The sequence below is a fragment of the Streptomyces sp. Inha503 genome (genome assembly GCF_047215865.1).
Classification (GTDB): Bacteria; Actinomycetota; Actinomycetes; order Streptomycetales; family Streptomycetaceae; genus Streptomyces; species Streptomyces lycopersici.
In genome coordinates this window covers 4,186,088-4,211,655 of the sequence record NZ_CP178360.1, presented here as the reverse complement: position 1 = coordinate 4,211,655, position 25,568 = coordinate 4,186,088, and the positions used below count along the sequence as shown (strand labels likewise).

Below are 25,568 nucleotides of genomic sequence, written 5' to 3'. Positions count from 1 at the left end.
GCCAGCCCGGCCCGAGGCCCGCGAGGGCCTCGGGCCGGGCTTTGTGGTGGCTTCGTGACACTGGGTTGCGGTATCCAAGAGGTGCAGTACCGGTCCGCCGGACTCCAACTCGCGAAGTTGGCTCCTGATGCGGACCGCCTGATGACGCTAAAGCTGTCCGCATGAGGGTGTCGAGGAGGACGCTGTGCCACAGAAACCGAAGCCCTTGGACGATACCGAGTCCATGGCCCATTGGTTTGGTATGGAACTCCGCAACTGGCGCACAGCCCGGCGCATGTCTGCCGAGGCGCTCGGTGCAAAAGTGCACCTCAGTGGGGCTTCCATTGTGAAAATCGAGAAGGCTGAGCGATCGTGCAACGCCCACCTCGCTGCGGTGTTGGACGACGCGCTAGATGCTGGCGGTGCTCTCCGTAGGCTGTGGCGCCGAGTGGAAGAGGATGCGGACAAGCGGCGTGCTGATGCGGACAGGCCGATCGTCGGCAAGGGCACCTCTTCAGCGGCAACTGCGATGGAAGGTAGGAAGGCACAAGCTGCGGGCATGCCTGATACAGACCCGTTCGCCTTCCTGGATCGGAGCCTGTCCGCCGTGGAGCGTCGTGCATTACTTGCCGCTGGCGGCCTAGCCGTCCTCGACCCGGCATCCTTCGGTGATCTGATTCGGGAGACGGTCCACGCGCAGTTGCCTGATGTGGTGCGGCCGGACGACCTTGAACAGGTCCGTGCTGCTGCCGAGAACCATGCCAGTTGGGACAATCTGTACGGCGGCGGTGGGATCGTTCGAACAGCTGCCTTCGGCCAACTGGCCTGGGCCCAGGGCCTGCTCGACGTCAAGTGCCCATCGGAGTACGAGGCGGAGTTGTTCACTGTCGTCGGGCATCTCGCCATCGTGATGGGTGCGAGCGCGTTCGATGCCTACGAGCATGGAAACGCTGCCCGTTTGCTGGACTTTGGAGCACAGTGTGCAGAGAAGGCGGATAACTGGCACTTGAGAGCGTTTGCCCTTAACTGGCGTGCCCGGCAAGCTATTTGGTGCGGAGCCCTGGATGGAGGCTTGACCTATGCCGATATGGGGCTGGTGCGGTCCGATCGCCTCACCCCCCGCGAGCGGGCGATGTTACACATAGCCCGTGCTCGAGCCTGGGCCAAGATTGGGAACCGGCAGGAGACCCTGACCGCCATCGGCCAGTCAGACGAGGCTTTCAGCCTGGCCGAGGACGGAGAGGACGCATCCTGGCTGGCGTACTACGACTACGCTCAACATCATGGCGACACTGGACATGCCGCATTCGATATCGCCTTGCTCCCCGGTCAATCGCCGAGGCTCGCGATCGAGCGGTTGGAAACAGCAATCGATAACCACGCTGAGTCTTACGTGCGTTCTCGTGCACTCTCCGGCACTAAGCTAGGAACGCTGACCATGGCTACTGGTGATCCTCAAGAGGCGGTGTGTATCGCTCACCGGGCGCTGGATGAGATCGGCCAACTGCGGTCCAAGCGAGCTGTCACCGACGTGCAGGACCTGGCGAGGGCGTCGGCGAAGTACGCGAAGAATTCGGAAGTGGCGGGACTGCGTGAGCGGATCCGGAGGACGGTCTCGGCATGTTGACGCCTCGAGCCAAGGAATCTCTCGCCATCTTGCGAGAGGTTACTGCTGCTGCTGGCCTATCTTCACAGGGAGCAGAACCTATCCGGCTCGCCGAGAACGACCTGTGGCGGTTGCCAGGCAACATCGTGGTTCGTATCGCGCGCGCTGGCCAGGAGTATGCAGCGGCTCGTGAGGTAGCAGTGGCTCGTTGGCTCGCTGAAGCCAGCATTCCGGCTGTCCGACCGTTGCCAGTAGAACAGCCCGTGCACAGTGGTACGCGAGCAGCGACATTCTGGGAGGAGCTTCCTCCCCACCGGCATGGTACCGAGGTAGATATAGCCCCCCTTCTGCGGCGACTGCATGCCCTTCCGCTACCGCCGTTCGCCATAGGACATTTGGATCCGTTTGTTCGGATCGAAGGTCGGTTATCGGGGGCTCGTTCCCTCGACAATGACGACCAGCAGTGGCTCCTCCGTTGGCTCGAGGACCTGCGGCAGGAGTGGAAGGAGCTGCCGCTCGGCTTTCCGGAGTGCTTGATACATGGCGATGCATGGGGTGGAAACTGCGTAGTCACGCCGAGCGGGGCAGTGCTGATGGATTTCGAACGCACCTCGCAGGGGCCACCGGAGTGGGACCTGGCTTGCATTGCGGTTGATTACGAAACTTTCGGCTCAGTCTCGAAAGAAGGATACGGCCGTTTCTGCGAGGCTTACGGATGCGACGTCATGAGCTGGGTCGGATATCCGACGCTACGCGGAATTCGTGAGCTCCGAAAGGTCACTTTTGCTCTTCAGATTGCGGACGAGAACCCGCAGGCCCTCGCTCAGGCCCGGTATCGCATCGCCTGTGTGCGGGGACGGCGTGGGCCACGTCCATGGGGCTGGAGTGCTGTCGCTTGATCGTTTGGACCACGCCCGCAGTACCCCTCACTCATCCCTCGTGAGAGCGAGCGCCTGGTGTTGACGCACCCGTCGATGGCGCGCGCCATCGGGGTGGCCGTGATCGTGTGCGCCTTCCCTGCTGGGTTTACCAGGGCCACGACTTGGTTCGTTCGCGCGCTGGTCGTTTCAGCCGCTGGTGTACTGCCTCGCATAGCCTGAGCTGCACTGTCACATCCTTGAGCGCCGCGTCGTTCCCATGATCGGTGTGCTCTGGGCCCTGGCAACCCGGTGGAGAGCAACCGCCGGAAGACCCGAAACCAAGAAGGAGCGGGCGATAGCCGCGAATGCCGAATTTGAGGTGGACGGTCGGCAAGGGCTGCGGTGGCAGCTCACCGACGCTGGCACGGCCGCGCTGGAGGTGGAGGAGATCACCGCCCCAGTTGGGGACTCGGAGCAGGTCTACTTTTGGACTGCTGCCGCAGGTCTTCGTGATGAAGTCGCGGCTGCCGCTTCTGTGGAAGGAGAACAAGGCGTGACCGCGCTGGCTGTCGAGACGTCGGCCCCGAAATGGGTCGGGCGGGTCATCGTGCGTGCGGCGGGCCGGATGGCGCTGCACATCGTGGTCGAGGGCGCTGCGGTGCCCTCCACGGCGATGTTCACCGTGCCGGTGGAATGCCACCCGGACCTCGAGTCGGCGCCAGGCGTACGGCCCTGGAGCGGCCCTGTCGACGAGGAGCGGCTTTGCGTGGCGTGCTTACGGGCACTGCGCGGCGAGACCGAGCCAGAACCGGCCCGCCTCCTGTCCACAGGCACGATCGAGACGCTGCCGGATCCGGCGCCGGACCGAAAGGCGCGCCGCATGTGGGCCGTCCCGGACCTGCCGACATACACCTTGCCAAGCTTGCCGGCCGAGCGCGGTGGGCGGCCGATCCAATGGTCTCCGTGGGTCGAGGCACCGAAGCTGTCGCACTATTCATCGGCGTGCGACTGGTGTGGCGACGCTGGACCGTGCGTGATGGCGGGCGGCCGTCAGGACGAGCCGCTGTGCCGGTTTGTTGCCTACCGATGCCCGTACTGCCAGGAGATGCGGGTGTACGAGCAGACGGGCGCGGCGGACCTGGATCTGATCGCCCACTTCAAGCCCAAGTCCCCGAAGGGAGTCCGCACGTGACCACCACCGAATCATCCGCGAACCTGCTGAGGGAGGTCGCGCTGATCGCGTGCGGCCGCAGGGAGGGCAAGACGGGCTCGTGCGCATCGTGCGCGCGCAAGGCCCCGGCCCTGCTGAACATCGCCTCTACGGGCGCACTGGATGCTCTGGCGGCGGCCATTTGCGGCAACCACGGCGGAGCGTGCCAGGACTGCCACACCAAGGCCGAGACGATCATCAACGAAACGGTGGGGGTGTGCACCGTCTGAGCGGGGAGATCGGTCCGCAGCCGTCGCCGACCCGCCACAAGGGGGAGTGGCTGCTCCCGGAGGGCTGGCTCAACATCGAGCTGCGTTGTCCCACGACGGAGTCGGTCCGTCCGACCGGCACCCGGACCTCACGCAGGTCCTGCTGTCGGTCCCGCCGTCCGAGGAGTCCGGCCGTGTCGACCAGCGGGTGGAAGCTCTCGCCGATTACATCAGCCACACCATGGAGATGGGCGCCAGCATCGAGGAGACCGAGCGGGAGATCCCCGGCCAGGCCCCGCAGCGCACCGGTACCTCGTGGAGGCCCTGATGCCGTGGCTCGTCACCCATCCCGCGCCGGAAACTGAAAGATCCCTGGGACCGCGGGTACGAGGCGGGCCGTCGGCGCGCTGATGGTTCCTGACGGTGGAGAGCGGTAACCATCGCAGCCGTACGACGGGCTGTCGCGCTACAGTGACCACCTAACCGAATACAGGGCTATGGGCCCACCTCCTCGGCGGAGAGCAACCGCCGGAAGACTCGAACGAAAGGCCACCGCGATGTTCGCGTGTACCCTCCTCGTCGCCTTCTTCAGGTGATGTGACGTGTCCCAGGCAGGGGTTTCCCCTCTCCCTCGTCACGTCACTTCTCTGTGGAAGGCCCCCGATGAAAGACGCCCGACTGCGCCGTGTTGCAGCCGCGGTGACCAGCGCGTCCGTCGCTGTCTGCCGCTTCTGCGGGCGGCTGCGCTACGAACTCATTCCGGCCGCCGCGACGTTCGGCCTGACCACGATGTCGTGGTGGCACCACGCCACTGGTATCGGCTGGACCGATCACGCGGGCTACGGCTTAGCCACGGCCGCCACAGGCGCTCTGTGCTGGAAGGGCCTTGAACACAAGAACACCACGGCGGCCCTAGCCGGGCTCGGCGGCACGGTGATGTCCGTCGACACGTGGCTCGGCGCCGCCCTGGGCCCGTCCGTGCCGTCGTTCATGGCGACTGGCGCGACGATGGTCGGCGCGTACTGGGCGTACGGACCTTGGCTGGTGAAGACCCGCCACGACCGCATGAACCTCCAGATCAAAGCCGCGAAGAATGGCTCCCCGCCCAACTCCATGGGTCTGAACATCGACACCCCGGGCGTTACCGGCGACAGCACAGAGGAGACCGCGCTGCGCCGCGCCCTGGTCGCCCTGGGCATCCCAGCGCAGGACGTGTCCCGGATCACGTACACCGAGACCGGTTGGAACTGCGTGGTGACGCTGCCGCCGGGCAAGAACACCTCCGCCGCCGTCGTCATCGCCAAGCAGAAGCAGCTCGCGGCCAACCTCGACCTGCCCGGCGCGCTGCGGCTGCGGGTCGGCGAGCGGGAGAACCAGCTCCTCGTACAGATGCAGGTGCGGGACCCGCTGACCGAGACGATCGCGTGGCCGGGCCCGGCCATGACGTCGTGCACTGAGTGGCTTCCCCTCGGCCTGTCCCCGGACGGGACTCCGTTCGGCTTTCACCCGCTCTACAACCACGTATTGGTCGCGGGCGCGACGGACAACGGCAAGTCGGGTGTGCTGAACGTGATCCTGGGAAACCTCGTCGCCTGTCAGGACGCCGAAGTCCTGCTCGTCGACATGAAGCCGGGCGCGGTCGAGCTGGGCCCGTGGGAGTCGTGCGCACTCGCCCTGGCGGACACCGCGAGCCGAGCCAAGACCCTGTTCGACATGGTCCGGCAGGAGATCAAGGAGCGCGGCGAGCTGATGTCGCAGTGGCGCCGGGAGACCGGCGTCCCGGTGCGCAAGTGGGATCCTGCCAAGCACGGACGCCCAGCCTGGTTCATCGTCATAGACGAGCTGGCGGAGCTGATCCGGCGTGCCCCGGACCTGGCGAAGGAACTGGAATCCCTCAAGCAGCTCGCGCGCTTCGCCGCGATCATGTTCGTCGAGGCGACTCAGTCCCCGTCGGCGAAGGTGTTCGGCGACTCGACCGATGCCCGGCAGCAGTACCAGGTGCGCATCGGCCTGGGCGTCACCGAGCCGACCGCGACCAACCTGATCTTCGGAGTGGGCGCTCACGGCGAGGGCTGGCGGCTCGACCTACTGAACCTGCCAGGGAAGTTGATGATCGCCTCCCGCGACAAGGCCCACAAGACGCCCCTGGAGCGCCGCGCCTACTACCCGACCGACGAGGACATCGCCGCGACGATCGCCGAGTACGGCGGTGTCTCCCGGGACGGTGCGCTGCTGGAGCCGACCGCCCCGGCGGGCGGCCCGAGGGGCGGAGGGTCCGGTGGCGGAACCCCGGTTCCGCCGGCACCGGGGCCGACGGAGCCCGCCGCGCGGCCGCGGCTGCGCCCGGTACCGACGTTCCCGGACGGCTCCCGCATCCCGGACAACCGACTTGCGCTGTGGGAGGCCCTGCGGAAGGCAGGCCCCGGAGGGCTGACGCTCCAAGAGGCCGTTGCCCAGGGCATCGCGGGCCACCGCACCTCCGTACAGGGCCCGATCTCCCAGTGGGTCGCGAAGGGCTGGGTCGACGACTCCGGTGTCCGCGGCCGCGCCAAGGTCTACGTCCTCACCGCCACCGAACACGCCCCCGCTCCCATTGTCCCGTCCCTGGAGAAGGAGAACACCGTTGCCCGGTAAACCCGTGATCCCTGCGCACGTCTTCCCGTACGAGCAGATAGCGCCGCACATGCCTGCTGAGCGATACCACGGTGCCCTGCCGACGGCCTGTCAGTGCGGCCACGCACACGGCCAGCCCGTGCAGCAGATCATCGTGAAGCAGCCGGACCGATGGGGCCGCTATGTCGCGCTCGGGTTCGCCGCGGCGGCCATCGCCGTGATGCTGCTCATTGGCCTGGTGGTCGCGCTGGTTGCCGCCGGGGTGTGCGCCTTGTGTATCGCGGTAGCCGCTCGGGCCCTACGGGGCCTGTTCGGAGGGAAGAAGAAGTGACCGAGGGGCCTCGAAAGGGGCCCCTCGGCCGTTGCCCAGGCGCGGGCATCATCGGCGAACCGAACAGTACGCCATGGGACGGACAGGCTGTTCATGGCATGATCCCCTCTTATGGGGAGATACACGTGGGGGAGGACCGCGGCGGGCGTGCTGCTCGCAGCCGCAGTGATGGGGATGAACGCCTGCGGCGGTGAGACTGAGGCGCAGAAGCAGCCGGCCGCGAAGCCGAAGGCACCAAGCGTCAGCGAGGCGACGAAGACGTTCCAGAACGCGGTCGACGAGTTCGATACCAGCGACGGCTGTCCGGAGGCGGCTGGGGAGTGCTGGGACAAGATGCAGGCTGTGGTCAAGCCCGCGCGAGCACTGCGGAAGGCGATGAACGCCGACAAGGCGACCGGTCCGGAGTTCTGGCGGGAAGCGTACGTCCTGCTCGACAAAATGCAGGATGGGATGGATGTCGGTGAGGACGCCTTCACCAATCGTCCGGCGGTCCTCGGTTCGGCGCATGACCTGTCCGACTGGCTCGACGAGCACCCGACGCAGTAGCGCAAGGACGGTACGCCTCGGCCGCGCGGAGAGGAAGTGACCGCGGAGCGGCACGGCGCAGCGCCTCGGCCGCTCCTGCGGTGGGTTCTGCCGCACAGCCGAAGCGAGCCGCGGCAGTGAGGACGCGACGCTAAGACACCCAGTCCTCCAGAGTGCGCGGGCCTGTCGATCTGGCAGGTTCCCGATACTCAGGAGGACCTTTCTCATGACTCAGTGGACCCCGAGGCTGACGAACGTGAACGGCTCGGACGGCACGGTTGGCACCGGCGAGTACGTCGAGGTGAACGGCTTGGTGACCTTCACAGCGCAGATCGTGGCGCAGATGGAGACCACTGCGGCGTCCAGCGCGGGGTTTGGCCTGACGCTGCCGAAGCCCGCGAAGTCGGGCGTCCGCTACGTGTTCAGCCTCAGCCTGGATGGCCGCGACGCCGACCATGGCATCTGGACCGGTGAGGCGCAGATTTACGCCGGGTCGGACGGCTCGCAGATCGACAGGCTGCGCGTGACCGGGACATCCAACGGTGCCGCCCTCCAGAACGTCAACCACCTCTACGGCGATGCCGAGGGCGCGAAGTATGCGGAGATCATCACGGTGACCGGCTCGTACCCGGCGGCCTGATCCAGGAGCCGATGAGGGGCCGCCGGAGGACACGTTCCGGCGGCCCTTCGGCGTTCCGCCGAGGCCATCATTACCGGCTGCCGTGGGGCTCCTGAACGCGGGAGCGGAGCCGCAGCCGGAACCTTCGGGACTGGAGGGCTCGGGAGACCTCGCGGCCGAATCGGTCGAGGGCGGCGTCCAGGCGGGTAGCATCCTCCACCCTCGATGCTGCGGCCAACAGGTTGTCGGCGGCGGTGGCGACGCCTTCGTCGGGGTGGCGTACCAGCGGGGCCGCGGCGGTGGCGAGGCGCAGCATCGGCCCTTGCACTGTGGCGGCGTGCTGCTTGCTCGCTCGTCGGTCAGCGCCAAGGAGGTGGGCCGCTGCCCCGAGCCCAGCGACGAACGCGAGCCGGTCAGAGCCGCCAGCAACCCGTGTGCGGGCCGCTGCTCCCGCGCAGGCGAGGGCGGCCAAGAGCCCGGAGCGGGCACGTTCAGGCCAGCCCTCGTACAAGATTCGGGCGGAGGCAGCCGCGCCCCGCACGTCCGCCACGGCGACAACCAGGGCGTCAGCCTGGATCTGGAGAGCGCTTCTCTCGGCTTCGCGATCGGCGCGCTTACGGGAGAGGTTGGTCAGCCACCAGGTCAGGACGGCGACGGCGACCGCGACCGCGAGGTCTTCAATCTTGTCCACGCGGGCAGCGTCCTGTTTGTCGCCAGGAGACTGAGCGGCTGTTGCGGCTCTGGCGCCGAACGCTGGTGTGCTTGTTACACAGCGGTCACGCGGAGCATGCCCCGGGCGTTTCAGATCGGCGCTGGGCCATACGGCCATCTTCCCCTCGACGCGTCGGCCGCGGCGGGTTCAGACCATGCTCTGGCCGTTGGCGCAGATCGGACAGCCCGCGTTCGCGGCGTCGAGGTCGGCGCAGACGACACAGTCCTGTTCGCCGTCGCCGGCGGGAGGCATGTCGCTCAGATCGAGCCCGCACAGCGCCCGCTTCGGATCGCAACAGTAGTAGTGGGTGATCGTCTCGGTCGGCCGTGTCGCCTTCGTGGTGGGGGCCACAGCCGGGAGCTCACCGCGGACTCGCGCGACGACGGTTCGGGTGGCCTGGTCGAGAGCTGCAAGGAACGGATCCGCCATGGACAGGCAGAGTAGCGCGACGCGGGAATGCGAGGGTTGTGAAGTGCGCCGCTGCCCCCGCATGCCTTCAAGGTGTCATCGGCCATGCATTCTTCAGTTGAGGAGGCCACGGCGGCGTGGTTTGTGTAGGGGCTCCGGCTCGTACAAGGCAAGCAACACGGCTTCGGCACGATCCGGCGACTTCATGCCGCGTGCTTTCATCGCCCGCTTGCTCTCGACCTGGGTGTAGCCGCTCGTCGTCGACAGCAGCTTAGGTGTGGAGAGCTGGGCGGCCGCCTTCTTGTCGACGTGAAGCCGCAGCCGCCCCCGACCAGACGACGGGTCCGGCTGGAGGAGGCTCCTGGTTGCTAGCCACATCTCGTCACGCTTACGCCACGGGCGCATGACGGCCCCTGGGTCGTCCTGACTCGGGGACTCCGACACCATGACGCCGACGATCTGCGCGCGGTGCCGCCCGGTCTCTGCCCACCGCTGGAGCATGGAAACCACACCGTGGCCGATTCCGTTCTGGTCAATCTTGACGCGCACGGGGTGCGGGGAGTTCAGGGCGTCGGCGAGGCGCTGCGCGGCGTGGATCTCCTCGAGGACGCGCTCGGCGACGGACACCTGGTTGTCGTTCGCGGCACCGGCGGACGCGTGCCGGAATTCGACGGCATCGCCGACGGAGCGGTACACGGTGAATTCATCTCCTCCATCGGCGGCAATGTCGGAGCCGAGGCGGACCCAGGCGCCTTCGCAGACGGTGTGCTCGGCAGTCTCTCCTTCCAAGCCGAGGTCGCAGATCCGATGCCAGCCGTCGCCTGTCGGATCCTCGTACGACATGGCGGCCTCGACCCAGCTCGGCGGGACGACAATGCCACCGCCGCCCTTCGGGAACTTGGCGAACACCTTGGCGATTACATATGGATGGTCTTCGCCGTACGAGCGGATGGTGCGGTCCACCCAGTCCTGGTCGGGCATGTGATCGGCGAGGGAGTGCCGGGCGACGCCGTGGGGGCAGTCGGTGCAGTACGGGGCGAGCTCGCCAGTGATCGCCGGGGAGTCGAGCGACGAGATCGGGATCGTGACGGTGGTCGGCTCGCTCGGGTCGTCGCCCTCGATGCACAGCTCCTCGAACCAGCTCGCCGGGTCGTCCATCGCGGGGTTGCCGATGGCGAGCATCGCGGCGTGCCCGCCGGTCAGCAGGTTGTTCGTGCCGTGGCCGATCATCGGGGCGATACCGCCCGCCTCGTCGACGATGAGCAGCAGGTGAGGCATGTGGATGCCCTGCATCGCGGCCTCGTCGTTGGCCGGGGCGGAGAAGCCGTACGCGGCCACGAAGTCATTGCCGTACGGGTCGGGCATCTTGTACTGGACCGTGTCGCAAGCGCCCGGCAGGCCGGCGCGGGGCACGACCTTGCGGATGTGCGGCCAGAGCTGCCGCTGCACCTGACGGAAACGCGTCGCTGTGGTGATGCACAGAGCCGTCCCGACGGGATACACGTTGGTGAACCACACGGCTGCGCGGGCAGCGAGGTGCGTCTTGCCGACGCCGAACCCGGCCGGGACGGCGACCCTCTTGTGGTCGACGATCGCGTCGAGCACGGCTTGCTGCTTCGACCACAGGCTCTCGCCAAGGACGTCTTCAACGAAGCCGCTCGGGGTGTCGCGCCACAGGCCATACAGGGAGCCCGTGGCGCGCTCGACCTCCGTCAAGACGACGGCGCGTTCCCGGTCGGTGAGGTGGTGCTTGAAGGCGTTGCGGCGCTCGGTGGGCGGAAGGCGCAACAGGATGTCGGCGACGTTGGCGGCATCGCGGGAGGCGATGCCGGGGCGGGCGTGCCGCAGCTTGGACGCCGAGGGGGCCACGCGGGTGCGTGCCGGCTGGTCAGGCTGCATGCGGGACATGCGGTGGACGGTGCCGATCGGGCCTGGTTTATGTCGCGGTCTGGCTGGGTGCCCATGCCCTGACGTCCCGGCCAAACCGCGGCTTCCGGCGCAATATGAACGTCACGCGTCATCTGCGCTCCGCGCCGGAAGTCTGGCTCGAGGCCCGCGCGACCAGAGGGGGAGAAATCGCGCGGGCCTCAGCACCTATATGTACGTTGGCAGGCCCGATCTTGTTACGCCTGCACCATGCCCGGGGTGTCGACAGCGGGCTTGTGGGCGGCGACGTCCAGCAGCGCGGCGTGCTCCTCGTTCGCGCGGCGCACTGCCTCGAGGACGATCTCCGCCTCGGTGACGGCGACGGCACGCTCGTCGGCGGTGAGCCGGTACCAGGGTGTGATCTGTGTGCCGCACGCGGCCAGGACCTCACGGCGGATCTCGTAGTAGTGGCGGGCCAGGGGCAGAGGGCTGGGCATGGTCGTCATGCCGGGGGGAACGCCGCCTCTCCCGACTTTGTGACAGCCGCGCCAATCCCTGTGGTCGGGGGGACACCGGAACCGCTCTGACGCCGACGGTGCCTGAGCGAAGCGAAGGCACCGTAACTACTTGATAGTGATGCTTGATGATCTTACTAAAGGCGCCTGATCTGCCGGAACCCGGACTCCCGGGACCCGGTTTCACCGGCACCGGAAATTCAGGCGCCGGTCACCGGCGACTGAAAACCCGGCCCCGGTGATGCATCAGGGCCGGATTGAGGGACGGGCGAGTCAGCGCCCGCGGCGTCGGTTCGCCCGGCTCTTCAGGTTGCGCACGTACGCGGGGGTGACGTCACCATGCGCGGCGATGCGGTCTGTGGTCCACTCGTACGGCTCCTCGGTGAGGACGAGCGTGACGTCGTACAGGAACGGCATCGCGGCCTTCCTGCGCGCCGTCGCTACCGACACCGTCGCGGCCAGGGACGGCAGCCGGTCGGCGGCGTCCTCGATGTACGGCACGCCGGCCTTCTCGGCGGCGCGGCGACGCTCCTCGGCGGTCATGCGGGCTTTCAGGTCGCCGCCTGGGTTGATCGTCGCCTTCTTGTCGCCGTGCAGGGCGATGCGGCGCATCTCCGAGTACGCATTGGGGAGGATGCCGAGAACCTTGTCCAGGCCGCGGATTCCCTCGTAGAACCACAGGGACAGGGCGGCCTGGTTGCGCTCCTCAGTGTGTGCGGCGATCTCCAGGTCAGCCTGCTGGACAATCTCGCAGCCCCGCTTGAACCGCTCGTCGGGCCGGGCGATGGCGCCCAGCTCCTCCTTGACTTCGCGCTCAGCCTCGGCGCGCAGCATCTTGTGGTCGGGGATCGTGAGGTTGTGGTGCGCAGCGGGCATGACTGGCCTCCGTTGGACGGCGGCACCGCGCGGGTACCGGGCGAAGGCTGGGGCAACCCCATGCCGAACGAACCCGGAAATAGTACAGCGGTAGACGCGACCTTGTCATAGTGCCCGCCGCGCACTCCTTCTGAGCAGGGCGAACCCTAACCGCCCCACCAAGAACATCCGACCGTAGACGTCGCACCCTGTACCTGGATCGCGTGGGTGCGGGGCGTCGGTGAAGGCTATCCGGCCGACCGTCGTGCGCGGGACCACGGCGCGGCGCAGCACGCCGAGCCCGGTCAGGCGCGTCACCACGACCACCACCGTCGACACCGGGGGAGCGGTTGGAACTCCTCGCTCGCCTTCGCCCACGGATCGCGCTTCCGTGCCTCGTGCTCGGCGCGGGAGTACAGGGCGAAGACCGCCCATGTGCGACGGCCGATCGTGATGGCGGGCCCGCAGACGCCGTACGGACTCTCATCGCGGCTGTAGGCGTAGCCAATCGCGAACCAGATGCCAGGCGCCGTGGTCCAAGTGCCAGCCGTCCAGCGGCCGAAGTCGATGAACCCGGGGTTCGACCGCCTCATCGGGTCGCTACCGCAGTTGTGGTGCGCATGCCGTCCGGGGTGAGCCGGTACATGCGCCCGTCGGCGTACTGGACCTCGACCTCGTGGGGGAGCTGGGGGCGACGGACCTTCCATCCGGCCTCGTACGACGGCTTCGGGTTGTCCTCGAACCAGCCGTTGCACGTCGTGCAAACCAGCAGCAGGTTCTGGGCCTGGTTGATCCAGGGCTCGCGAGCGCCGCCCATGCCGCGGTTGACGCGGTGGTGGATCGTCAGCCGATGCAGGGAACCGCACCGCACGCAACATCCACCGTCGCGCTGGTAGACGAGGTCGCGGACTGTGTCCGAGGGGCCGGTGCGTCGTCGGGCCACGATCGGTCTCCGTCCTGCCCGGCCGCCGGGCCGCAGGGTGCGGTCCGTTGGGGAACGACAGGGCGAGCGACGGGAGAGTGAACGGTGGCCCCGCCTTACGTCGCGTTCTCCGGGGGCCTGCGGCGACGCACCCGGGGATTCGGTCGTTGTCGCGCGGAAGAGTAGGTGGCCGCAGCCGGGGCTATGGGGGCGCACCCGAGCCGGTTCCAGCCGTCCCGGGAGGTGCGGGAGGACGAGCCGGGGGAAGACATCCCGACCACGGCCCCGCCGAGTGGTGGCGAGGCCGCGCTGGTGGGTCAGACGGTTAGCTCGTACTCGGCCCATAGGTCGTCGTAGTGATAGAGGCCGGTGAGGTAGTCGCGAACCAGAGGCTCCCAGTCGATGCCGTGAATCGCAGCGAGGACGAACGCGGCGACGACGGGGCAGACGACGTCTCCAGCCTGTTGGAAGGAGGAGGAACGGGAGCCTTGCCAAGGGTAGGTGGCGCGAAAGCTGACAAGGGTTCCGGCCTCCGCGGGGGTGAGGCGCAGACCATCGCGTTCGCGGACCCAGGTTCGGGTCTTGCCGGTGAGGCACCAGGACGGCTTGTCGGCGTTGAAACAGTTGCCGCCCTTGGCACGGCCGGTGACCGGATCCATGGGCCGGTTGCCTCGGGTGTTGATCCGCTCGCCCTCATCCCAGCCGAGTGCTGCGGCCATCGTCGTGACCGGTAGGGCCGCGGCGGGAGGCGCGATGTCGACCCACTTGTGTCGGGTAGCGATCATGAACACTCGCTTGCGGCGGGAGGCGACGCCGAGGTCTGCGGCTTCCAGGATGGCCCAGGAGGTACGGAACCAGTCGGCGCACCCGAACTCGATCGAGAGGTCTTCAAGGACGCGCTCAGGCAGGTTGCTGGACTGCTCCATGGCCATCCACTCGATCGGTGCACCCGCCGCCTGGAGTCCGAGCGGCCATATGGCGACCTCGGCCATGATGGCTATGCGTGGGTCGGTGAGCCCGTCGAGCATGGCGCGGACCTCGGCCCAGGTGGCGCCGGAGCGCGGAGCGTACCCCTCGTGGTAGCCGTACTCCCCGCATAGCGGGCAGTCGCCCTCGAGGTCGGGGTACAGCTCATCGCAGCACACCTCGTCGAGGCGGATGAACCCGGCGGCCTCGCCGACGTACGAGATGGTCTCGCACAGGATGTTCAGGTTGGCCTCCAGGAGCCCGGCGCGTTTGCCCGCTGTCGAGAAGCTGGGGCATGGGGGGCTGATGATGACGCCGCGGGTGCCGCGCAGTGCGGGGTGCTCGGGGTCGAGCTGGGTCACGTCGGCGCAGATGCGGACGTGACCGGCGGCGCGGGCGGTGGCGCATGCGTCCTGGTCGATGTCGATGCCGACGACGTCGAAGCGGGTGATGCCGAGAACGGTCTTCAGTCCCTCGCCCCATCCGCCCGGACCTGCGCACAGCTCTACGACGCGTTCCGGCTCGCCTTCCTCCCAGGGAAGGAGCCATCGGCCGGGCCATGGCGCGGCGATCTGGTCTAACTGATCCCTGACGTGGGCGGGGATCGGGGTGCCGGTCCCCTTGTAGGAGAGGGCAGTGGTGACGACGCTCTGTTCGGCTGCGGTCAGCTCGGGCACGTTCCGGGCCTTTCGATCTGGGTCTTGCGGTGGTTGCTCTCCACCAGCTTCAAAAATACTACAGCACGCGTCATTCTTGCTGTGTTTCAGCACTTCATACGTGACCGGTGCCGCTCCCTGGCGTATCCCGTCTGTCCGTCACGCGTGAGTCGAAAGCCGTGCCCGGCCCACTCGGCAGAGAGCCGGGCACGGCCGCACCGCTATGTGGCCGTAACTTCGCCGTGCGCGCGCTCAAGTAACACCCGGAGAGCGTCCGTCGCCTGCGCGGGCACCACTCCGTTCCCCAGAGCAGCGAGCTGCGCCGCCCGCGGCAGACCAGGCACGGCGGTCACCCAGCCGTCGCGGAGCCCCATCATCCACTCCACGAATACCGTGGCGAGACGGCCACGAGCGTCGACTGCGAGCGGAGCCGCCCGACCGATCCGTTGCGCCCACCTGGCGATGGCCGGGGCGTACCGTCCCCATACGGCTTCACCCGGGGCCTGGAGGCGGGGGCAACAGGCGCCGCGCGGGGGCGTGGTGAGCGGCACTGCGAGCTGGTACCCCTCCTCGGCGCTGCCGGGGCCACTGGGTGGCTCCTCGATGTAGTGGGCAGCGCCCGGCAGCAAGTGCTCCACCTCATCGGCGAGAGTGGGCCCGTGCCCGCCCTCGCGCCGCTTGTCAGGGTGCTGGGACCCACCATTCACCGCGAGTTGTGCCGTGGGCGTCTTCAGCAACGGCGGAGCCGACGGGCAGTCACCCGGCGAACCGGAGGGGGCCGCGTGCCGCCGCAGGGGCGGCTGCCTGCGGCCGCGCTCCACCTCGGCGCGCCGGTAGGTCATGCCGGAACCGACGGCTCTATGTTGCCGGCCAGGCGAGGATGAACACGCGCTCACGGCGGTGCGGCGCTCCGGCATCCGAGGCACGGTGCATCTTCCACTCCGCATCGAACCCGAGGGAGGCCAGATCTCCGAGTACGGCACCAAGACCTCGAAGAGGCCCGGGTCGCTGCTCGCCATCCACTGGCCCGCCCCCTGGTCCCAGGCTGCGAGCGGCCGGTGCGGAGAGAAGACCTCGGACATTCTCGATCACTACCAATCTTGGGTGAAGGGCGCGGATGGCTCGGACGACGTGGGCCCAGATACCGGAGCGGGTGCCGGGCCCGATACCCGCGAGCTGCCCCGCGAGGCTGACGTCAGTGCAAGGGAAACCGGCCGTGAGGGCGTCGATGGGTGGGACAGTGCTCCAGTCGACGCGGGCGATGTCCCCGTAGTTCGGAACCTGCGGCCAGTGGTGAGCCAGGATGCGGGCGGCATGCTGTTCGGCGTCGTCGGGGTCGTACTGGCAGTGCCACAAGACCTCTCCGCCAAGCAGGTCTTGTACCGCCAGGTCCAAGCCGCCGTAACCGCTGCAAAGGGAGCCGATACGGGGGTGGGACGGGATGCGAGGGCGGGGGGTGCGCTCAGGGGCGCAGAGGCACAAAGGGACTCCTTCCCGAGGGGAGCGGCGGCCTCGGAGATCCGGGCGCGCGAAGGAGTCGGAAGGCTGTCGCTCGGGGTCAGCTTCTGTCCGCTGGGAGCGCCGCTGCCGGGCGTGAGGTCAGTCACGCCCGGCAGCAGATCAGCGGGGTTTCGGGGCTCGGGGTGATCAGCCGGTGCGGCCCCTGGCGTCCAAGTCGATGGTGAGCCGAGCGCCTTCGTCCGGGTGCAGCAGTTCGGTGAGTGCGCCGAGCGCCCGCGTCAGCGGCGCGTCGTCGAGATCGACGGTCTCGTTCGGGTCGTCCTGGCCGGGCGCGTACAGCTCCACATCGTTGGTGCTGTAGTCGTCGTGTCCCTGCCCCAGTTTGGTTTCCACCGCCGTGAACACGGCGGCCTCGTAGCGAGGCGCCAGGGCACGCAGACGCCGGGCGATGACACGTCGCCAGGCGGCCTCCTCGGCATCGGCCACGGTCTCGCGGATATCGGTGAGCGTCTGCGGGGCGAGGGCATCGAGGAGCGGGCGCAGCGCCACCGCTGGCCCTGCATGGCGCACCTCGCGGGCGAACTCGGCGCGCTGCTCTGGCCGGTGCAGGTCGGTCAGGTCGCGGTGTGCCTCCACCAATCCACCCGACATCGGCAGGCCGCCACGGCGGAGCATCGCGGCCACCTCGGTGTAGGTGTCCTGGCGGACGGCGGCGGCATGCGGCTCGACCTGGGCGCCGATGAGCGGCGGGAAGGTCTCCACGGGGGTGGGGGTGTTCTCGAGCATGGGAGTGGTCTCCGGTCCGTGGGAGGGTGCGCCCCGGCGTTCGGGCCAGGGCTGACCATGGGGTGGGTGGATCAGCGGGCGAGGATCGGGGCGAGGTGGACCAGGTGGTCAACGCCGACGCCGTGCAGCTCGGCGGAGATGGGCGCGGTGTCGCGGAGGCGGTCGCCCGGGGCGTCGGATGGGGCGACGTAACCGAACGGACCGGTCGCTGCGCCGAAGGCGAGTCCGCCGTCGTCGAGCTGGTCGACGGGTGTGAACTGCGCCAGGTACGCGGCCACATGGCGGCCCAGGTGGGTGCTGACGGCGGGCACCGGGAAGGTAGAGGGCAAGGTGGAGGGCTCGGCAGCGGGCTCCGGCAGGAACAACGGCAGCACTCGTTCCATGACGGTCAAGGGGCCGGTGACGGACAGGTCGCACGCCGGTTGCGCACCGACGAGCGTCACCACGTACCGCACGCCCTGACTGCGCCATGCCACGAGGTGGCTATTCGGCTGGTTGCCGACGAGAGTGCGCGGCGCAGCGCCGTGCGCGCGCATAGCGCTGCCGATCAGCTCGAGGTGACGCAGCCGGTTGGCCTCGGCGGGGCGGTGGGCGTACGCCACTGCGGATGCGTCGTCCAGGCGCGGCAGGATGAGCCGCAGGATCTCGCGGGTCACGGGCTCCGGGTCCATCCGGTCAAGGGATAGGTCCGGGTCATACGGCTCGCGGTCGTCGAGCTGCCACGCGATCTCGGTACGCCAGGGGTGCTCGGCAAGGATGAGCGCCCCTGGACGCCCGGTCTGGGCGAGGCGGTAGGCAGGGCGGGGGGTCCACCACGCGGCGTACGGCGTGGTCGTCCACCCGTTGCCGTCGCGGTGCGGGAGCTGCGCGGCGACGCGATGGGCGAGCGCCGACGGGGCGGGCACGGGGGCGGTGGCAGTGGCCATCAGGTGGTTCCTCGGGTCTTGGTCGGCGGTTGCTCTCCGCCGGGGAGTGGAACGGCAGGGGGCGACTTGCGTCGCCCCCTGCCTGGGGCGGGGCTACTGGGGAGCGCGATTGAGGCAGGTGTCCACGGTGGGGGCGTCACAGTTGGGCGGGCACTGCGACGGGGATACGCCCGCAAGGAGTTCGCGTACGGCGTTGGTTCCAGTGGCGTTGGCCTGCGTGGTGACGCTGTCTGACGGGTACTTGAGCAAGGCGCGCAGGATCTTTCCGGAGCGGGCGCCGACGGTGACATGGCCGGACACGCCGTGCGGGCCGGGCGAGCTGAGGACGAGCGTGTGGGTCACCTTGCCGGTACGCCAGGTCGGTCGCAGCCGCTTGGACTCCGCAAGGTTGGCCACGCCCAGGGTGTACGGGGTGAGACCGTCGGGCTCGGCAGGCGTGCCGACCATGAGCGTGTCCGCGCGCATGGTGAGCTTCTGGGGCGGCGTGAGCGCAGTGGCGACGTCGAGTAGGTCGCGGTACGGCGGGTGGCCGTGAGACGGGCACCGGTTGCAGATGAGGATGTCGGGACGGTCACTGTCACCAGAGGCAAGCCGTGAGTCCGGATCGGCGCAGACATAGCAGGTAGCGGGCTTCCAGATGTAGGTGTCGGTCATCAGGGGGCCTCTCAAATCGGGTCGGCCCGGCGGCTGTTGTCCGCCGGGAAGGGATCGCGCGGGGAGTGGGACCCCGCGCGATAGGGGCTTCTGGTTCAGCCGGTCCTGGCTGTCCCCCGGCCCCAGGGCGGGCGCGCCGCGTAGGCGCGCCCGCAGGTGGTCAGAGCCAGGAGCGGATGACGCTCGGGCACTCGTCGTAGTTCTCCGTGGCCACCTTGTGGAAGTCGGCGTCCGGATCGTCGAGGAGCGTGAGCGCCGCGTTCACGATCAGGTTGTCCAGGTCGTCCGCGACGGTGTGTCGCTCGCGTTTGGCGGCGAGGTCGATGCCGTTGTTCACGGCCTGGGAGACCTGATCGCGGGTGTACTGCGGGTCGTCATCGTCGGTCGGGGCGGGGCCGGGCGCGTAGTGCGCGTTCCTCACGGTGGCCCAGTTCGCGGACGGGTTGTCGAGCAGCGTCATGGCGGCGGCGTGGGCCCAGACGAATCGGCTGTCGCCGCTGCTGATGTTCGCTTCGTCAGCTGCCATGGTCACGCCGTCGGTCATCGCAGTGCGGACGGCGTCGCGCGAGTACAGCTTGACGGGGCTGTTCTCGGTGAGTGCCAGCATGTCGCCTGGGCGCAGCGTGCTGACGTCGATGTCGACGATGTGAATACGGTCGTCGTCGGGGAAGTCGATGATGCTCATGGCGTGTGGGCCCTTTCTGCTCGGGTCGGGCGGGCCCGGTTGCTCTCCGGGCCCAGGGCCCCGGCCGGGTGGCCGGGGCGGGGTCTTGGTGGGTGATCAGCCCTCGCCGTTACGGAGGCTGCGCACGGTGTCGGCGACGCGGGTGGCGAGCACGTCAAGGCCGTCGACGGCACACGCGTCGGACAGGTAGACGGTGCTTTCGATCAGGTCGGACCTGACGTACAGGTCGTCATCGATCTCATCAACGCCGAGGGTGAAGGTGCTGCGGGGCTCGCCGTTGCGCGCCAGACGCGCCCCGACGCCCCACGAAGTGGATTCGGCGTGCCAGTCGGGGCCGAGCAGCTGCACGGCGGCGCGGCCGATGTCAGAGACGCTGAACTCGTATTCGGTGCCGGGCGCGGGGTTGTAGCGCCCGTGGTCGTCGCACGGGAGGGAAGTGGCGTGCGCCGTTTCGAAGGCGAGGATGGCGTCCAGCACGATCGCGATGGCGGCCCGACGGATCGGGCGTCCGCCCAAGAGCGGCGTGTCGATGGCCGCGCTTACGGCGTCGATGGCACCGCTGAGCTGCTTGGCGGCGGTGCTCCAGGCGCGGCTGTTCTCGGCTCGGGCCGACGCGTGCGCCTGCATCGGGGTGATCCGCTCAATGAGCATGTCGGCGGCGTACCGGCGACGGGGGAAGGTGGCGTACACGCCGTAGGCGGCGCGGGCCTCGGGGACGAGCGTGGTGACGGTGCTCATCAGTTGGTGCCTTTCGGGTCGGGCCGGTTGCTCTCCGGCCGGGTCATGTGGTCATGCGGGTAGTGCTTGGTCCCGCCCGGTGGCTGGCGTGGTCAAGCGTCGGTGGGCTTGCCCTGGTTGCAGGGCCGTGCGTTGTCGACACGGACGGCTCTGGCGAGCTTCATCAGGTCGCGCTGGAGGGCGAGTGCGATGGGGAGCCACGCGTCGATGGCGGGCTCGCTGGTGGCGCGTGTGAGCTTTTCGTGAACGAGGATGAGGCGGTGCCGGAGGTCGGTCTCCTGTTGGGCGAGTGCAGGAGTGACGGGGTTGAACGGGGCGAGCGTCGGCAAGGCGACGCCAGTGAGCGGGGCTTCGATGTAGTCCGTGAAGTTCGCGGGGAACTGGGTGTCCGGGTGGAGCTGTGCCATCTCGCGGGCGTCACTGAGGATCTGGGCCGCGTCCTTGAGCGCCTTACGCTCGAGTGCTTCAGCGGCCCGGTCCAGGTGGGATGCGATGAAACGGAGTGCGCCCCGGGTGGCGGGCGGGGCGGACCGGTCCCGGGCGATGTTGGCGGTGATGCGGGCGCGCAGTGCGGCAGCCTCGGTGGCGGTGAGCGTGGCGCGTGGAGCGTTGGCGTTCATGTGGTGGTCTCCGGTGTCTGGGGCCGGGGCGCAGAGTGTGCGCCCCGGCGCAGGCTTGTGTCCGTCAGGCGGCGGCGAGGGCGGCGCGGATGACCTTGTACTCGGCCTTGCGCGGCTTGTAGTTCGCGACGATCTGGGCGACCTGCTCAGCGGTGTAGCGGTAGACGGTGACGACGCGACGGGCGCGGCCGTTGAAGGTGCGTCGGATGCGGGCGGCACGGCCCCGTACGCCTGCCTTGCGGGCCTGAGTGCGAAGCGCATCGGCGGCTCCGCTCACGATGTCGAGCGGGGCGCCAGTGGCGATGATGTGAGTGGCCAGTGAACGGGGACCGGTGCGGACACGGCGGGCGGCGGTGGCGGCGGAGCGGCGTGCGCGGGCCTCAGCGCGGTTGGCGCGGGCGCGGTCGCGGATGACGGTGGCGGCGCGGCGAAAGTTGGCAGAAGCCATCAGGGTCACCTTTCGGTTCGGGTCTTGTCGGCGGTTGCTCTCCGCCAACACCTAAAATAGTACAGCACGCGTCGTCATGGGTTCAGTTGGGGTACGCGGCGCGATGGCTAAATGCTTACTGAGCAGGGAATTTCGTGACCGCTGCGCATGCGGTGGGGTGCGCGTGTCACTGTTCAGCAACGCGTGCTGTGCTACGGGAATGTGAGTCAGAACAAGGTGTCACCCTGCGGTTCGGCGGGCTGCGTCTTCCGGCGGGGCGCGGCCCGACGCGCGGGCACCTCGTCGCCGAACAGGGCGGCGGTGCCATACGCGTCCGGGGTGGCCGGCACACGGGCGCCGGTCCGCGCGGTGGCCTCGTCGATGAGAGCGAGCGGCGCGGACCCGTCGAATTCGGCGCGGCCCATCTGCGACCACTTGGGGCCCGTCACTGGCCCTCCTCCGTCTTCTCGGCGTTCTGCGAGTCGATCACGGTCGCCTGGCCGTCCTCATCCTGCGCCTCCACCTCCGGCTCCCAACTGCTGAACGGGTACGGGCTGTTCGGGTCGTCCAGGAAGGCGAGCAGGGCCCCCGTGAAGAGTCGCCGGTCGCCTCGGTGGCTGAAGTCGAAGAAGGCACGCAGACAGTCGAAGGCGTCGTTGGCGGCTTGCTCGACGTGCTCACGGCTGTAGCGCCTCTCGTGAGCCCGGACCTGGACCGCCCCGTACGCCGCCCAGCGGGCAGGCACGACGACGAGGAGTTCGTCGGCGTTGTTGAGCTGGCACACCGGGTCCAGTCCCAGTTCCTGGCGCGGCCAGACGGTGAGCGCGATCGGGTCGGTGAGGTATGTGTGTGGGGCCGCACGATGCTGGCGACACAGCTCGCACGGGCACGCAGGGTCAACGGGACGCGGCCGGGCGGCATACGGGACGCAACCGTACGGCAGGTAGCTGACTCCGGCGTCGTGACCCGGGTCGTAACCGTAGACCTCGCCGAGCACCACGTCCCCATGCTGTATCCGGTCGGCGCGGACGATGCGCACGGCGGCCTGATCGAAGTCGTACGGGTGTGTGTCGGCCGGGCGGGCGCTCAGGCGCACAGGACGAATGGTCGGATCGAGGTCGAAGAACACAGGCATGGCAGTCCTTTCCGGGGGCCGGGGCGCCGCCGCGCGGCTGCGCCCCGGCAGGGGTGGTCAGTGGTGCTCGCACCATTCGGCGTCGAGGGCGCGCAGCGCGGCCATGAACTCCGGCGTACCGGGTACCTCGTCGAGGTCGCGCACCTGGGTTCGACCTTCGGGGTTCTCGGTGCGGGAGCCTCCGGGGTTGATCCAGCCGTACGCGGGTCGGCTCGCTACCGTCACGCACAAGTCGGTGGCGGTACCCGCGCCTTTGCACTCGTCGGGCACCTCCGGGTCGGTGCCGGTGCAGGAGCCGAAGAAGCCGGGGTCCCCGCGCCATTCGATGCCGACGGAGCACCCGGGGGTGCCGAGGGTGGCTCCGGCATTCTGTCCGTCGTAGACGCTTCCGAAGGTTGCGAGGGTGCCGAATGCGGCAGTGGATAGTCCCCCGGCGAGGAGTGTGAGGGGGCGCGGACGGCGGGTGAGAAGGCGCGGCATGCGCATAGGGAAGTCCCCTTCAATTCGGGTCTGTTGGCCCGGTTGCTCTCCGGGCCGGTGGTGCGGAGCAGGACACTACACACCTCAACACGATAAGTACAGTTCGCGTCACTCGCCGAGGAATCTCGGGCTATATACGTGCAGGTCAGAGGGATTTTTTGGGCACGGCTAGGTGATTGTCTGTCGCGACCTGTACTATTCTCTGTGTTGGCGGGGCGCACCGACCCGCCGCCCGGAGAGCAACCGGGCCAGACCCGAACCGAAGGGGACACCCATGTCCATCTCGCTCGCCAAAACCACCCGCAGCTTCACCATCCTGATGCAGCACGGCACCGTGCACGCCGTACTCCTCACCCCCGCTGGCGACCAAGAACGCAGCAGACTGAGCGCCGAGTGGTACCTGAAGGACTGCCGCGACATGATCGAGGTAAGGGCCATCGACGGCTACGACGCGAGCGTTCAAGCCATGCCTCTAGCCGAGCGTCGAGCCGTCATCAAGACCTACCTGGACTACGACGAGAACAACACCTTCCGCGACGCCTCCCGCATCTACCGGAGTTTCCGCGATTACGTCCGCTCCCTGACTCCCGAAGAGCGCGCCGCGAACTTCAACCCCGACCTCGCCAACAACCCGCCCATCGGCCCTCTCATCCACTTCGCGTTCGTCGAGACCATGCGTGATCTCGGCGAGCCCATCCCCGCCTGATCCGCTCGCTCCGCCCCACCACGACCCCGGAGAGCAACCGGGGCAGACCCGAAACCGAAAGGGGCACCCATGCCCTTCACACCTGAGAAGACGCCCCGCTCCTTCACCGTCCTCATGCAGGACGGCACCGTGCACGACGTCCTCCCCACACCCGACACCCAGGAAGACCGCGATCTCCTGTACTTCGACGCGTATTGGGGTGATTGCCTCGACCTGTTCGAGGTGACGGCCACCGACGCCGACGCCGCGCGCGTCCGAGCCGTCGCCGCCCACGAGCGGGCGATCGTCATCCAGGACTACATGAACCGCGTCGGCATCAGCCACCAGGCAGCATGGACCGTCTACCGCGACTGCCACGCCTGGGCCCGAGCCCTGACCCCCGAAGGTCGCGCCTCCTGGCACACCGACATCCTCAAGAGCTACGCGCCCCTCAAGCACTTCGCGCTCATCGAGGCGATGCGCGATCTCGGCGAGCCCATCACGGAGTGACCTGCCGCGCCGCCCGCCCTCTCCCGGCGGGCGGCGCGCCGCCCCACCCTGCGCGCCGGGCAGCCCGATGCCAGCGCCGGGCGCACCGCCCCCACAGCACACCATCCCCGTCCCGGAAGGACCCCCGTGTCTCTCGACGCCGCCCCCCTCTACCGAATCCGTCTCAGCAAGGAGTGGGATAACTTCCTACTCGTCGTCGACGACGAGAGCGGCTACAGCCGACTCGTCAACGAGGACGACATTCCCGAGCGGAGAATCCTGAGAGTCGAGCGCGTAGCCGCTCACCCCGTCGAAGCCACCATGCAGCGCGATGTCCTCGACGAGGAGCTGTTCGAGACGCACTACAAGATCCTCACGTACACCGCTCGCAGCGAAGCGCACGCGGCCGGACTCGCCTTGCGTGATCACTACGAGGAATGGGCGCTGCTCGCCCTCGAAGACGTCTTCTACGCCGACGAGAACGCGTTCCCCGGCGTCGCCGCCCACTTCCACCGGGGCGACTAACCACACCCGCCACAGCGAGCCGGAACAGCGCGCGCACTTACGCGTGCGCGCGCGTAGAGGCCGCTCAAAACGCTCGAAATTCCGTCCGCCCTCCCTTGGAAGGACCCGTTCTGATGACCGCTTCGATACCCGTTTCTGAGCTGACCCCGGCGCAGATCACCATCACCGTCGACCAGTGGCACCGCCCCGTCGCGGTGCTGCCCGACGGCATCGCCATCCGGCTGGCCGTATCGTCCCGCGAGAGCGTCAGGGACTACGGCTACTGCCACTTCGAGTCGCGGCGCTTCGAGGCCGACACCTTCGAGACTCGTGCCATCCGCGCCCTCCTTGAAGCCGTTGTTCAGGCGTACCCCGAAGCACAGGGTGTTGGCCAGTACCGCACGTACGACGTCGGCTACTTCTACGGCTCGATCGTCGGCGCGAGCGGCTGGGACATGGCCGCGCGCACCTGGAAGGACTACGCCGCAACGGAGCACGTGCGTGTGCGCAGTGGTATCCACCTGCACCACGACGGGCGCAGCCACTTCGGGTCGTGATCGCGCTCCGGGCGCCCGTTCCGGCGGGCGCCCCCTTCTCCACTCCCTCCCCGGCTCCTGGAAGGACCCATCCGTCATGCCCGTCTCTCTCGACAAACCCACCCGCCCGTTCACCGTTGTGCACCAGCGCGGGGAAGTGCTCCACGTAGTCCCGGCGCGCGCCATCGTCCAACCAGGCGGTTCCCTGGGCCCGTACGCCAAGGTGTGGCAGGAGATGTTCGCCCGTCGCCTTCGGTCCACAGAGGTCCGGGCGGTTGACCGGTGGTCGGCCATCGCGGCGGCGGCCGAGGAGATCGGTCCGCACATCACCGAGAGGGACTGGCTCCTCCAGCAACTCGACACGTTCGCACGCCGTAACCAGTCGGCGAACCCGTCGCTGCCCGACCACGAACGCGCCCTCGTGACCGAGATCGTGTTGGAGTCCGGATTCACCCCCGTGGCTAGCGCGACAGGCCCAGTGATTGTGTGGGAGGACGCGGCCGCCGAGGAACGGCACGCTTGGCTCGACGAGCAGCCGACGGGCGTTCTCCTGCACTGGTACCGCCACCTCCGGCAGATCCACCGCTGAA

Annotated in this window: 34 protein-coding genes; 14 read left to right on the top strand and 20 right to left on the bottom strand. The window is 68.4% G+C overall.

The genetic code is table 11. The annotated features are described in order from the left end of the window. Positions 1-184: 184 nt before the first annotated feature. From ACJX2R_RS17495 to ACJX2R_RS17455, 9 genes are all read left to right on the top strand, one after another. Entirely contained in the window at positions 185-1,606 is a 1,422-nt protein-coding gene (locus ACJX2R_RS17495; protein ID WP_413100873.1) for a helix-turn-helix domain-containing protein, read from the top strand. Then, complete coding sequence (locus ACJX2R_RS17490; protein ID WP_413100872.1) at positions 1,600-2,484, top strand: phosphotransferase family protein; 885 nt, start codon at positions 1,600-1,602, stop codon at positions 2,482-2,484. Before ACJX2R_RS17495 ends, ACJX2R_RS17490 begins: the two co-directional genes overlap by 7 nt. 238 nt (positions 2,485-2,722) lie before the next feature. Then, the gene (locus ACJX2R_RS17485; RefSeq protein WP_413100871.1) at positions 2,723-3,637 is read left to right on the top strand and encodes a hypothetical protein; all 915 of its coding nucleotides are present in this window, start codon (positions 2,723-2,725) and stop codon (positions 3,635-3,637) included. Then, positions 3,634-3,885, top strand: coding sequence for a hypothetical protein (locus tag ACJX2R_RS17480; protein ID WP_413100870.1), 252 nt, complete (start codon positions 3,634-3,636; stop codon positions 3,883-3,885). The genes ACJX2R_RS17485 and ACJX2R_RS17480 overlap by 4 nt, the downstream gene beginning before the upstream one ends. Positions 3,886-3,970: 85 nt before the next feature. Beyond that, positions 3,971-4,192, top strand: coding sequence for a hypothetical protein (locus ACJX2R_RS17475; protein WP_413100869.1), 222 nt, complete (start codon positions 3,971-3,973; stop codon positions 4,190-4,192). A 335-nt stretch (positions 4,193-4,527) separates the two neighbouring features. Beyond that, entirely contained in the window at positions 4,528-6,498 is a 1,971-nt protein-coding gene (locus ACJX2R_RS17470) for an FtsK/SpoIIIE domain-containing protein (protein ID WP_413100868.1), read from the top strand. A gap of 118 nt (positions 6,499-6,616) precedes the next feature. After that, positions 6,617-6,808 carry a hypothetical protein gene (locus ACJX2R_RS17465; RefSeq protein ID WP_413100867.1) on the top strand — a complete coding sequence of 64 codons (192 nt, stop codon included), beginning with the start codon at positions 6,617-6,619 and terminating at the stop codon, positions 6,806-6,808. Between the two features lie 147 nt (positions 6,809-6,955). Then, the gene (locus ACJX2R_RS17460; protein WP_413100866.1) at positions 6,956-7,354 is read left to right on the top strand and encodes a hypothetical protein; all 399 of its coding nucleotides are present in this window, start codon (positions 6,956-6,958) and stop codon (positions 7,352-7,354) included. A 235-nt stretch (positions 7,355-7,589) separates the two neighbouring features. Beyond that, a complete protein-coding gene (locus ACJX2R_RS17455) occupies positions 7,590-7,973 on the top strand; it encodes a hypothetical protein (RefSeq protein WP_413100865.1) in 384 nt (127 codons plus the stop codon). A gap of 70 nt (positions 7,974-8,043) precedes the next feature. Here ACJX2R_RS17455 and ACJX2R_RS17450 read toward each other — a convergent pair whose 3' ends face one another. The 20 genes from ACJX2R_RS17450 to ACJX2R_RS17355 form a co-directional block, all read right to left on the bottom strand. Next, positions 8,044-8,643, bottom strand: a complete 600-nt coding sequence (locus ACJX2R_RS17450) for a hypothetical protein (protein ID WP_413100864.1) — start codon at positions 8,641-8,643, stop codon at positions 8,044-8,046. Positions 8,644-8,811: 168 nt separating this feature from the next. Further along, positions 8,812-9,093, bottom strand: coding sequence for a hypothetical protein (locus ACJX2R_RS17445; protein ID WP_413100863.1), 282 nt, complete (start codon positions 9,091-9,093; stop codon positions 8,812-8,814). Positions 9,094-9,186: 93 nt separating this feature from the next. Beyond that, positions 9,187-10,980 carry a hypothetical protein gene (locus ACJX2R_RS17440; protein ID WP_413100862.1) on the bottom strand — a complete coding sequence of 598 codons (1,794 nt, stop codon included), beginning with the start codon at positions 10,978-10,980 and terminating at the stop codon, positions 9,187-9,189. 215 nt (positions 10,981-11,195) lie between these two features. Further along, complete coding sequence (locus ACJX2R_RS17435; RefSeq protein WP_164433818.1) at positions 11,196-11,435, bottom strand: hypothetical protein; 240 nt, start codon at positions 11,433-11,435, stop codon at positions 11,196-11,198. A 291-nt stretch (positions 11,436-11,726) separates the two neighbouring features. After that, positions 11,727-12,329 (bottom strand): hypothetical protein, encoded by a 603-nt coding sequence (locus ACJX2R_RS17430; RefSeq protein ID WP_037946916.1) that lies wholly within the window; start codon positions 12,327-12,329, stop codon positions 11,727-11,729. Positions 12,330-12,622: 293 nt separating this feature from the next. Next, positions 12,623-12,901 carry a hypothetical protein gene (locus tag ACJX2R_RS17425; RefSeq protein ID WP_413100861.1) on the bottom strand — a complete coding sequence of 93 codons (279 nt, stop codon included), beginning with the start codon at positions 12,899-12,901 and terminating at the stop codon, positions 12,623-12,625. Further along, positions 12,898-13,251 carry an HNH endonuclease gene (locus ACJX2R_RS17420; RefSeq protein WP_413100860.1) on the bottom strand — a complete coding sequence of 118 codons (354 nt, stop codon included), beginning with the start codon at positions 13,249-13,251 and terminating at the stop codon, positions 12,898-12,900. The genes ACJX2R_RS17425 and ACJX2R_RS17420 overlap by 4 nt, the downstream gene beginning before the upstream one ends. A 296-nt stretch (positions 13,252-13,547) precedes the next feature. Then, complete coding sequence (locus tag ACJX2R_RS17415) at positions 13,548-14,873, bottom strand: DNA cytosine methyltransferase (RefSeq protein WP_413100859.1); 1,326 nt, start codon at positions 14,871-14,873, stop codon at positions 13,548-13,550. Positions 14,874-15,073: 200 nt separating this feature from the next. After that, complete coding sequence (locus ACJX2R_RS17410) at positions 15,074-15,694, bottom strand: hypothetical protein (protein ID WP_413100858.1); 621 nt, start codon at positions 15,692-15,694, stop codon at positions 15,074-15,076. 16 nt (positions 15,695-15,710) lie between these two features. Further along, positions 15,711-16,334: a DNA cytosine methyltransferase gene (locus ACJX2R_RS17405; RefSeq protein ID WP_413100857.1), complete on the bottom strand. Its 624-nt coding sequence runs from the start codon at positions 16,332-16,334 to the stop codon at positions 15,711-15,713. Positions 16,335-16,499: 165 nt separating this feature from the next. Further along, the gene (locus ACJX2R_RS17400; RefSeq protein WP_413100856.1) at positions 16,500-17,099 is read right to left on the bottom strand and encodes a hypothetical protein; all 600 of its coding nucleotides are present in this window, start codon (positions 17,097-17,099) and stop codon (positions 16,500-16,502) included. Positions 17,100-17,170: 71 nt separating this feature from the next. Further along, positions 17,171-18,025, bottom strand: coding sequence for a hypothetical protein (locus ACJX2R_RS17395; RefSeq protein WP_413100855.1), 855 nt, complete (start codon positions 18,023-18,025; stop codon positions 17,171-17,173). A gap of 93 nt (positions 18,026-18,118) precedes the next feature. Continuing rightward, entirely contained in the window at positions 18,119-18,679 is a 561-nt protein-coding gene (locus ACJX2R_RS17390; protein WP_413100854.1) for a hypothetical protein, read from the bottom strand. Between the two features lie 160 nt (positions 18,680-18,839). Continuing rightward, entirely contained in the window at positions 18,840-19,364 is a 525-nt protein-coding gene (locus tag ACJX2R_RS17385) for a hypothetical protein (RefSeq protein ID WP_413100853.1), read from the bottom strand. Positions 19,365-19,460: 96 nt separating this feature from the next. Then, positions 19,461-20,102: a hypothetical protein gene (locus tag ACJX2R_RS17380; protein ID WP_413100852.1), complete on the bottom strand. Its 642-nt coding sequence runs from the start codon at positions 20,100-20,102 to the stop codon at positions 19,461-19,463. A 92-nt stretch (positions 20,103-20,194) separates the two neighbouring features. Further along, entirely contained in the window at positions 20,195-20,722 is a 528-nt protein-coding gene (locus ACJX2R_RS17375) for a hypothetical protein (protein ID WP_413100851.1), read from the bottom strand. Positions 20,723-20,786: 64 nt separating this feature from the next. Next, complete coding sequence (locus tag ACJX2R_RS17370; RefSeq protein WP_413100850.1) at positions 20,787-21,170, bottom strand: hypothetical protein; 384 nt, start codon at positions 21,168-21,170, stop codon at positions 20,787-20,789. A 206-nt stretch (positions 21,171-21,376) separates the two neighbouring features. Then, positions 21,377-21,598, bottom strand: coding sequence for a hypothetical protein (locus tag ACJX2R_RS17365; RefSeq protein ID WP_413100849.1), 222 nt, complete (start codon positions 21,596-21,598; stop codon positions 21,377-21,379). Next, positions 21,595-22,284: a hypothetical protein gene (locus ACJX2R_RS17360; RefSeq protein WP_413100848.1), complete on the bottom strand. Its 690-nt coding sequence runs from the start codon at positions 22,282-22,284 to the stop codon at positions 21,595-21,597. The genes ACJX2R_RS17365 and ACJX2R_RS17360 overlap by 4 nt, the downstream gene beginning before the upstream one ends. A 57-nt stretch (positions 22,285-22,341) precedes the next feature. Continuing rightward, positions 22,342-22,764: a hypothetical protein gene (locus ACJX2R_RS17355; RefSeq protein ID WP_413100847.1), complete on the bottom strand. Its 423-nt coding sequence runs from the start codon at positions 22,762-22,764 to the stop codon at positions 22,342-22,344. Between the two features lie 274 nt (positions 22,765-23,038). Here ACJX2R_RS17355 and ACJX2R_RS17350 point away from each other — a divergent pair, with 274 nt between their 5' ends. From ACJX2R_RS17350 to ACJX2R_RS17330, 5 genes are all read left to right on the top strand, one after another. Next, positions 23,039-23,470: a hypothetical protein gene (locus ACJX2R_RS17350; protein ID WP_413100846.1), complete on the top strand. Its 432-nt coding sequence runs from the start codon at positions 23,039-23,041 to the stop codon at positions 23,468-23,470. A gap of 69 nt (positions 23,471-23,539) precedes the next feature. Beyond that, positions 23,540-23,959, top strand: coding sequence for a hypothetical protein (locus tag ACJX2R_RS17345; RefSeq protein WP_413100845.1), 420 nt, complete (start codon positions 23,540-23,542; stop codon positions 23,957-23,959). Positions 23,960-24,085: 126 nt separating this feature from the next. Further along, positions 24,086-24,463 carry a hypothetical protein gene (locus ACJX2R_RS17340; RefSeq protein WP_413100844.1) on the top strand — a complete coding sequence of 126 codons (378 nt, stop codon included), beginning with the start codon at positions 24,086-24,088 and terminating at the stop codon, positions 24,461-24,463. 113 nt (positions 24,464-24,576) lie between these two features. Next, positions 24,577-24,999 (top strand): hypothetical protein, encoded by a 423-nt coding sequence (locus ACJX2R_RS17335; protein ID WP_413100843.1) that lies wholly within the window; start codon positions 24,577-24,579, stop codon positions 24,997-24,999. 76 nt (positions 25,000-25,075) lie between these two features. Further along, the gene (locus ACJX2R_RS17330; RefSeq protein WP_413100842.1) at positions 25,076-25,567 is read left to right on the top strand and encodes a hypothetical protein; all 492 of its coding nucleotides are present in this window, start codon (positions 25,076-25,078) and stop codon (positions 25,565-25,567) included. The last annotated feature ends 1 nt before the right edge of the window (position 25,568 follow it).

Coding starts and splice junctions, on each gene's coding strand:
- ACJX2R_RS17490 (WP_413100872.1), top strand. CDS start 1,600: ATGTTGACGCCTCGAGCCAAGGAATCTCTCGCCATCTTGCGAGAGGTT.
- ACJX2R_RS17485 (WP_413100871.1), top strand. CDS start 2,723: ATGATCGGTGTGCTCTGGGCCCTGGCAACCCGGTGGAGAGCAACCGCC.
- ACJX2R_RS17470 (WP_413100868.1), top strand. CDS start 4,528: ATGAAAGACGCCCGACTGCGCCGTGTTGCAGCCGCGGTGACCAGCGCG.
- ACJX2R_RS17445 (WP_413100863.1), bottom strand. CDS start 9,093: ATGGCGGATCCGTTCCTTGCAGCTCTCGACCAGGCCACCCGAACCGTC.
- ACJX2R_RS17440 (WP_413100862.1), bottom strand. CDS start 10,980: ATGTCCCGCATGCAGCCTGACCAGCCGGCACGCACCCGCGTGGCCCCC.
- ACJX2R_RS17435 (WP_164433818.1), bottom strand. CDS start 11,435: ATGCCCAGCCCTCTGCCCCTGGCCCGCCACTACTACGAGATCCGCCGT.
- ACJX2R_RS17430 (WP_037946916.1), bottom strand. CDS start 12,329: ATGCCCGCTGCGCACCACAACCTCACGATCCCCGACCACAAGATGCTG.
- ACJX2R_RS17425 (WP_413100861.1), bottom strand. CDS start 12,901: ATGAGGCGGTCGAACCCCGGGTTCATCGACTTCGGCCGCTGGACGGCT.
- ACJX2R_RS17410 (WP_413100858.1), bottom strand. CDS start 15,694: ATGACCTACCGGCGCGCCGAGGTGGAGCGCGGCCGCAGGCAGCCGCCC.
- ACJX2R_RS17400 (WP_413100856.1), bottom strand. CDS start 17,099: ATGCTCGAGAACACCCCCACCCCCGTGGAGACCTTCCCGCCGCTCATC.
- ACJX2R_RS17395 (WP_413100855.1), bottom strand. CDS start 18,025: ATGGCCACTGCCACCGCCCCCGTGCCCGCCCCGTCGGCGCTCGCCCAT.
- ACJX2R_RS17390 (WP_413100854.1), bottom strand. CDS start 18,679: ATGACCGACACCTACATCTGGAAGCCCGCTACCTGCTATGTCTGCGCC.
- ACJX2R_RS17385 (WP_413100853.1), bottom strand. CDS start 19,364: ATGAGCATCATCGACTTCCCCGACGACGACCGTATTCACATCGTCGAC.
- ACJX2R_RS17380 (WP_413100852.1), bottom strand. CDS start 20,102: ATGAGCACCGTCACCACGCTCGTCCCCGAGGCCCGCGCCGCCTACGGC.
- ACJX2R_RS17375 (WP_413100851.1), bottom strand. CDS start 20,722: ATGAACGCCAACGCTCCACGCGCCACGCTCACCGCCACCGAGGCTGCC.
- ACJX2R_RS17370 (WP_413100850.1), bottom strand. CDS start 21,170: ATGGCTTCTGCCAACTTTCGCCGCGCCGCCACCGTCATCCGCGACCGC.
- ACJX2R_RS17360 (WP_413100848.1), bottom strand. CDS start 22,284: ATGCCTGTGTTCTTCGACCTCGATCCGACCATTCGTCCTGTGCGCCTG.
- ACJX2R_RS17355 (WP_413100847.1), bottom strand. CDS start 22,764: ATGCCGCGCCTTCTCACCCGCCGTCCGCGCCCCCTCACACTCCTCGCC.
- ACJX2R_RS17350 (WP_413100846.1), top strand. CDS start 23,039: ATGTCCATCTCGCTCGCCAAAACCACCCGCAGCTTCACCATCCTGATG.
- ACJX2R_RS17345 (WP_413100845.1), top strand. CDS start 23,540: ATGCCCTTCACACCTGAGAAGACGCCCCGCTCCTTCACCGTCCTCATG.
- ACJX2R_RS17335 (WP_413100843.1), top strand. CDS start 24,577: ATGACCGCTTCGATACCCGTTTCTGAGCTGACCCCGGCGCAGATCACC.
- ACJX2R_RS17330 (WP_413100842.1), top strand. CDS start 25,076: ATGCCCGTCTCTCTCGACAAACCCACCCGCCCGTTCACCGTTGTGCAC.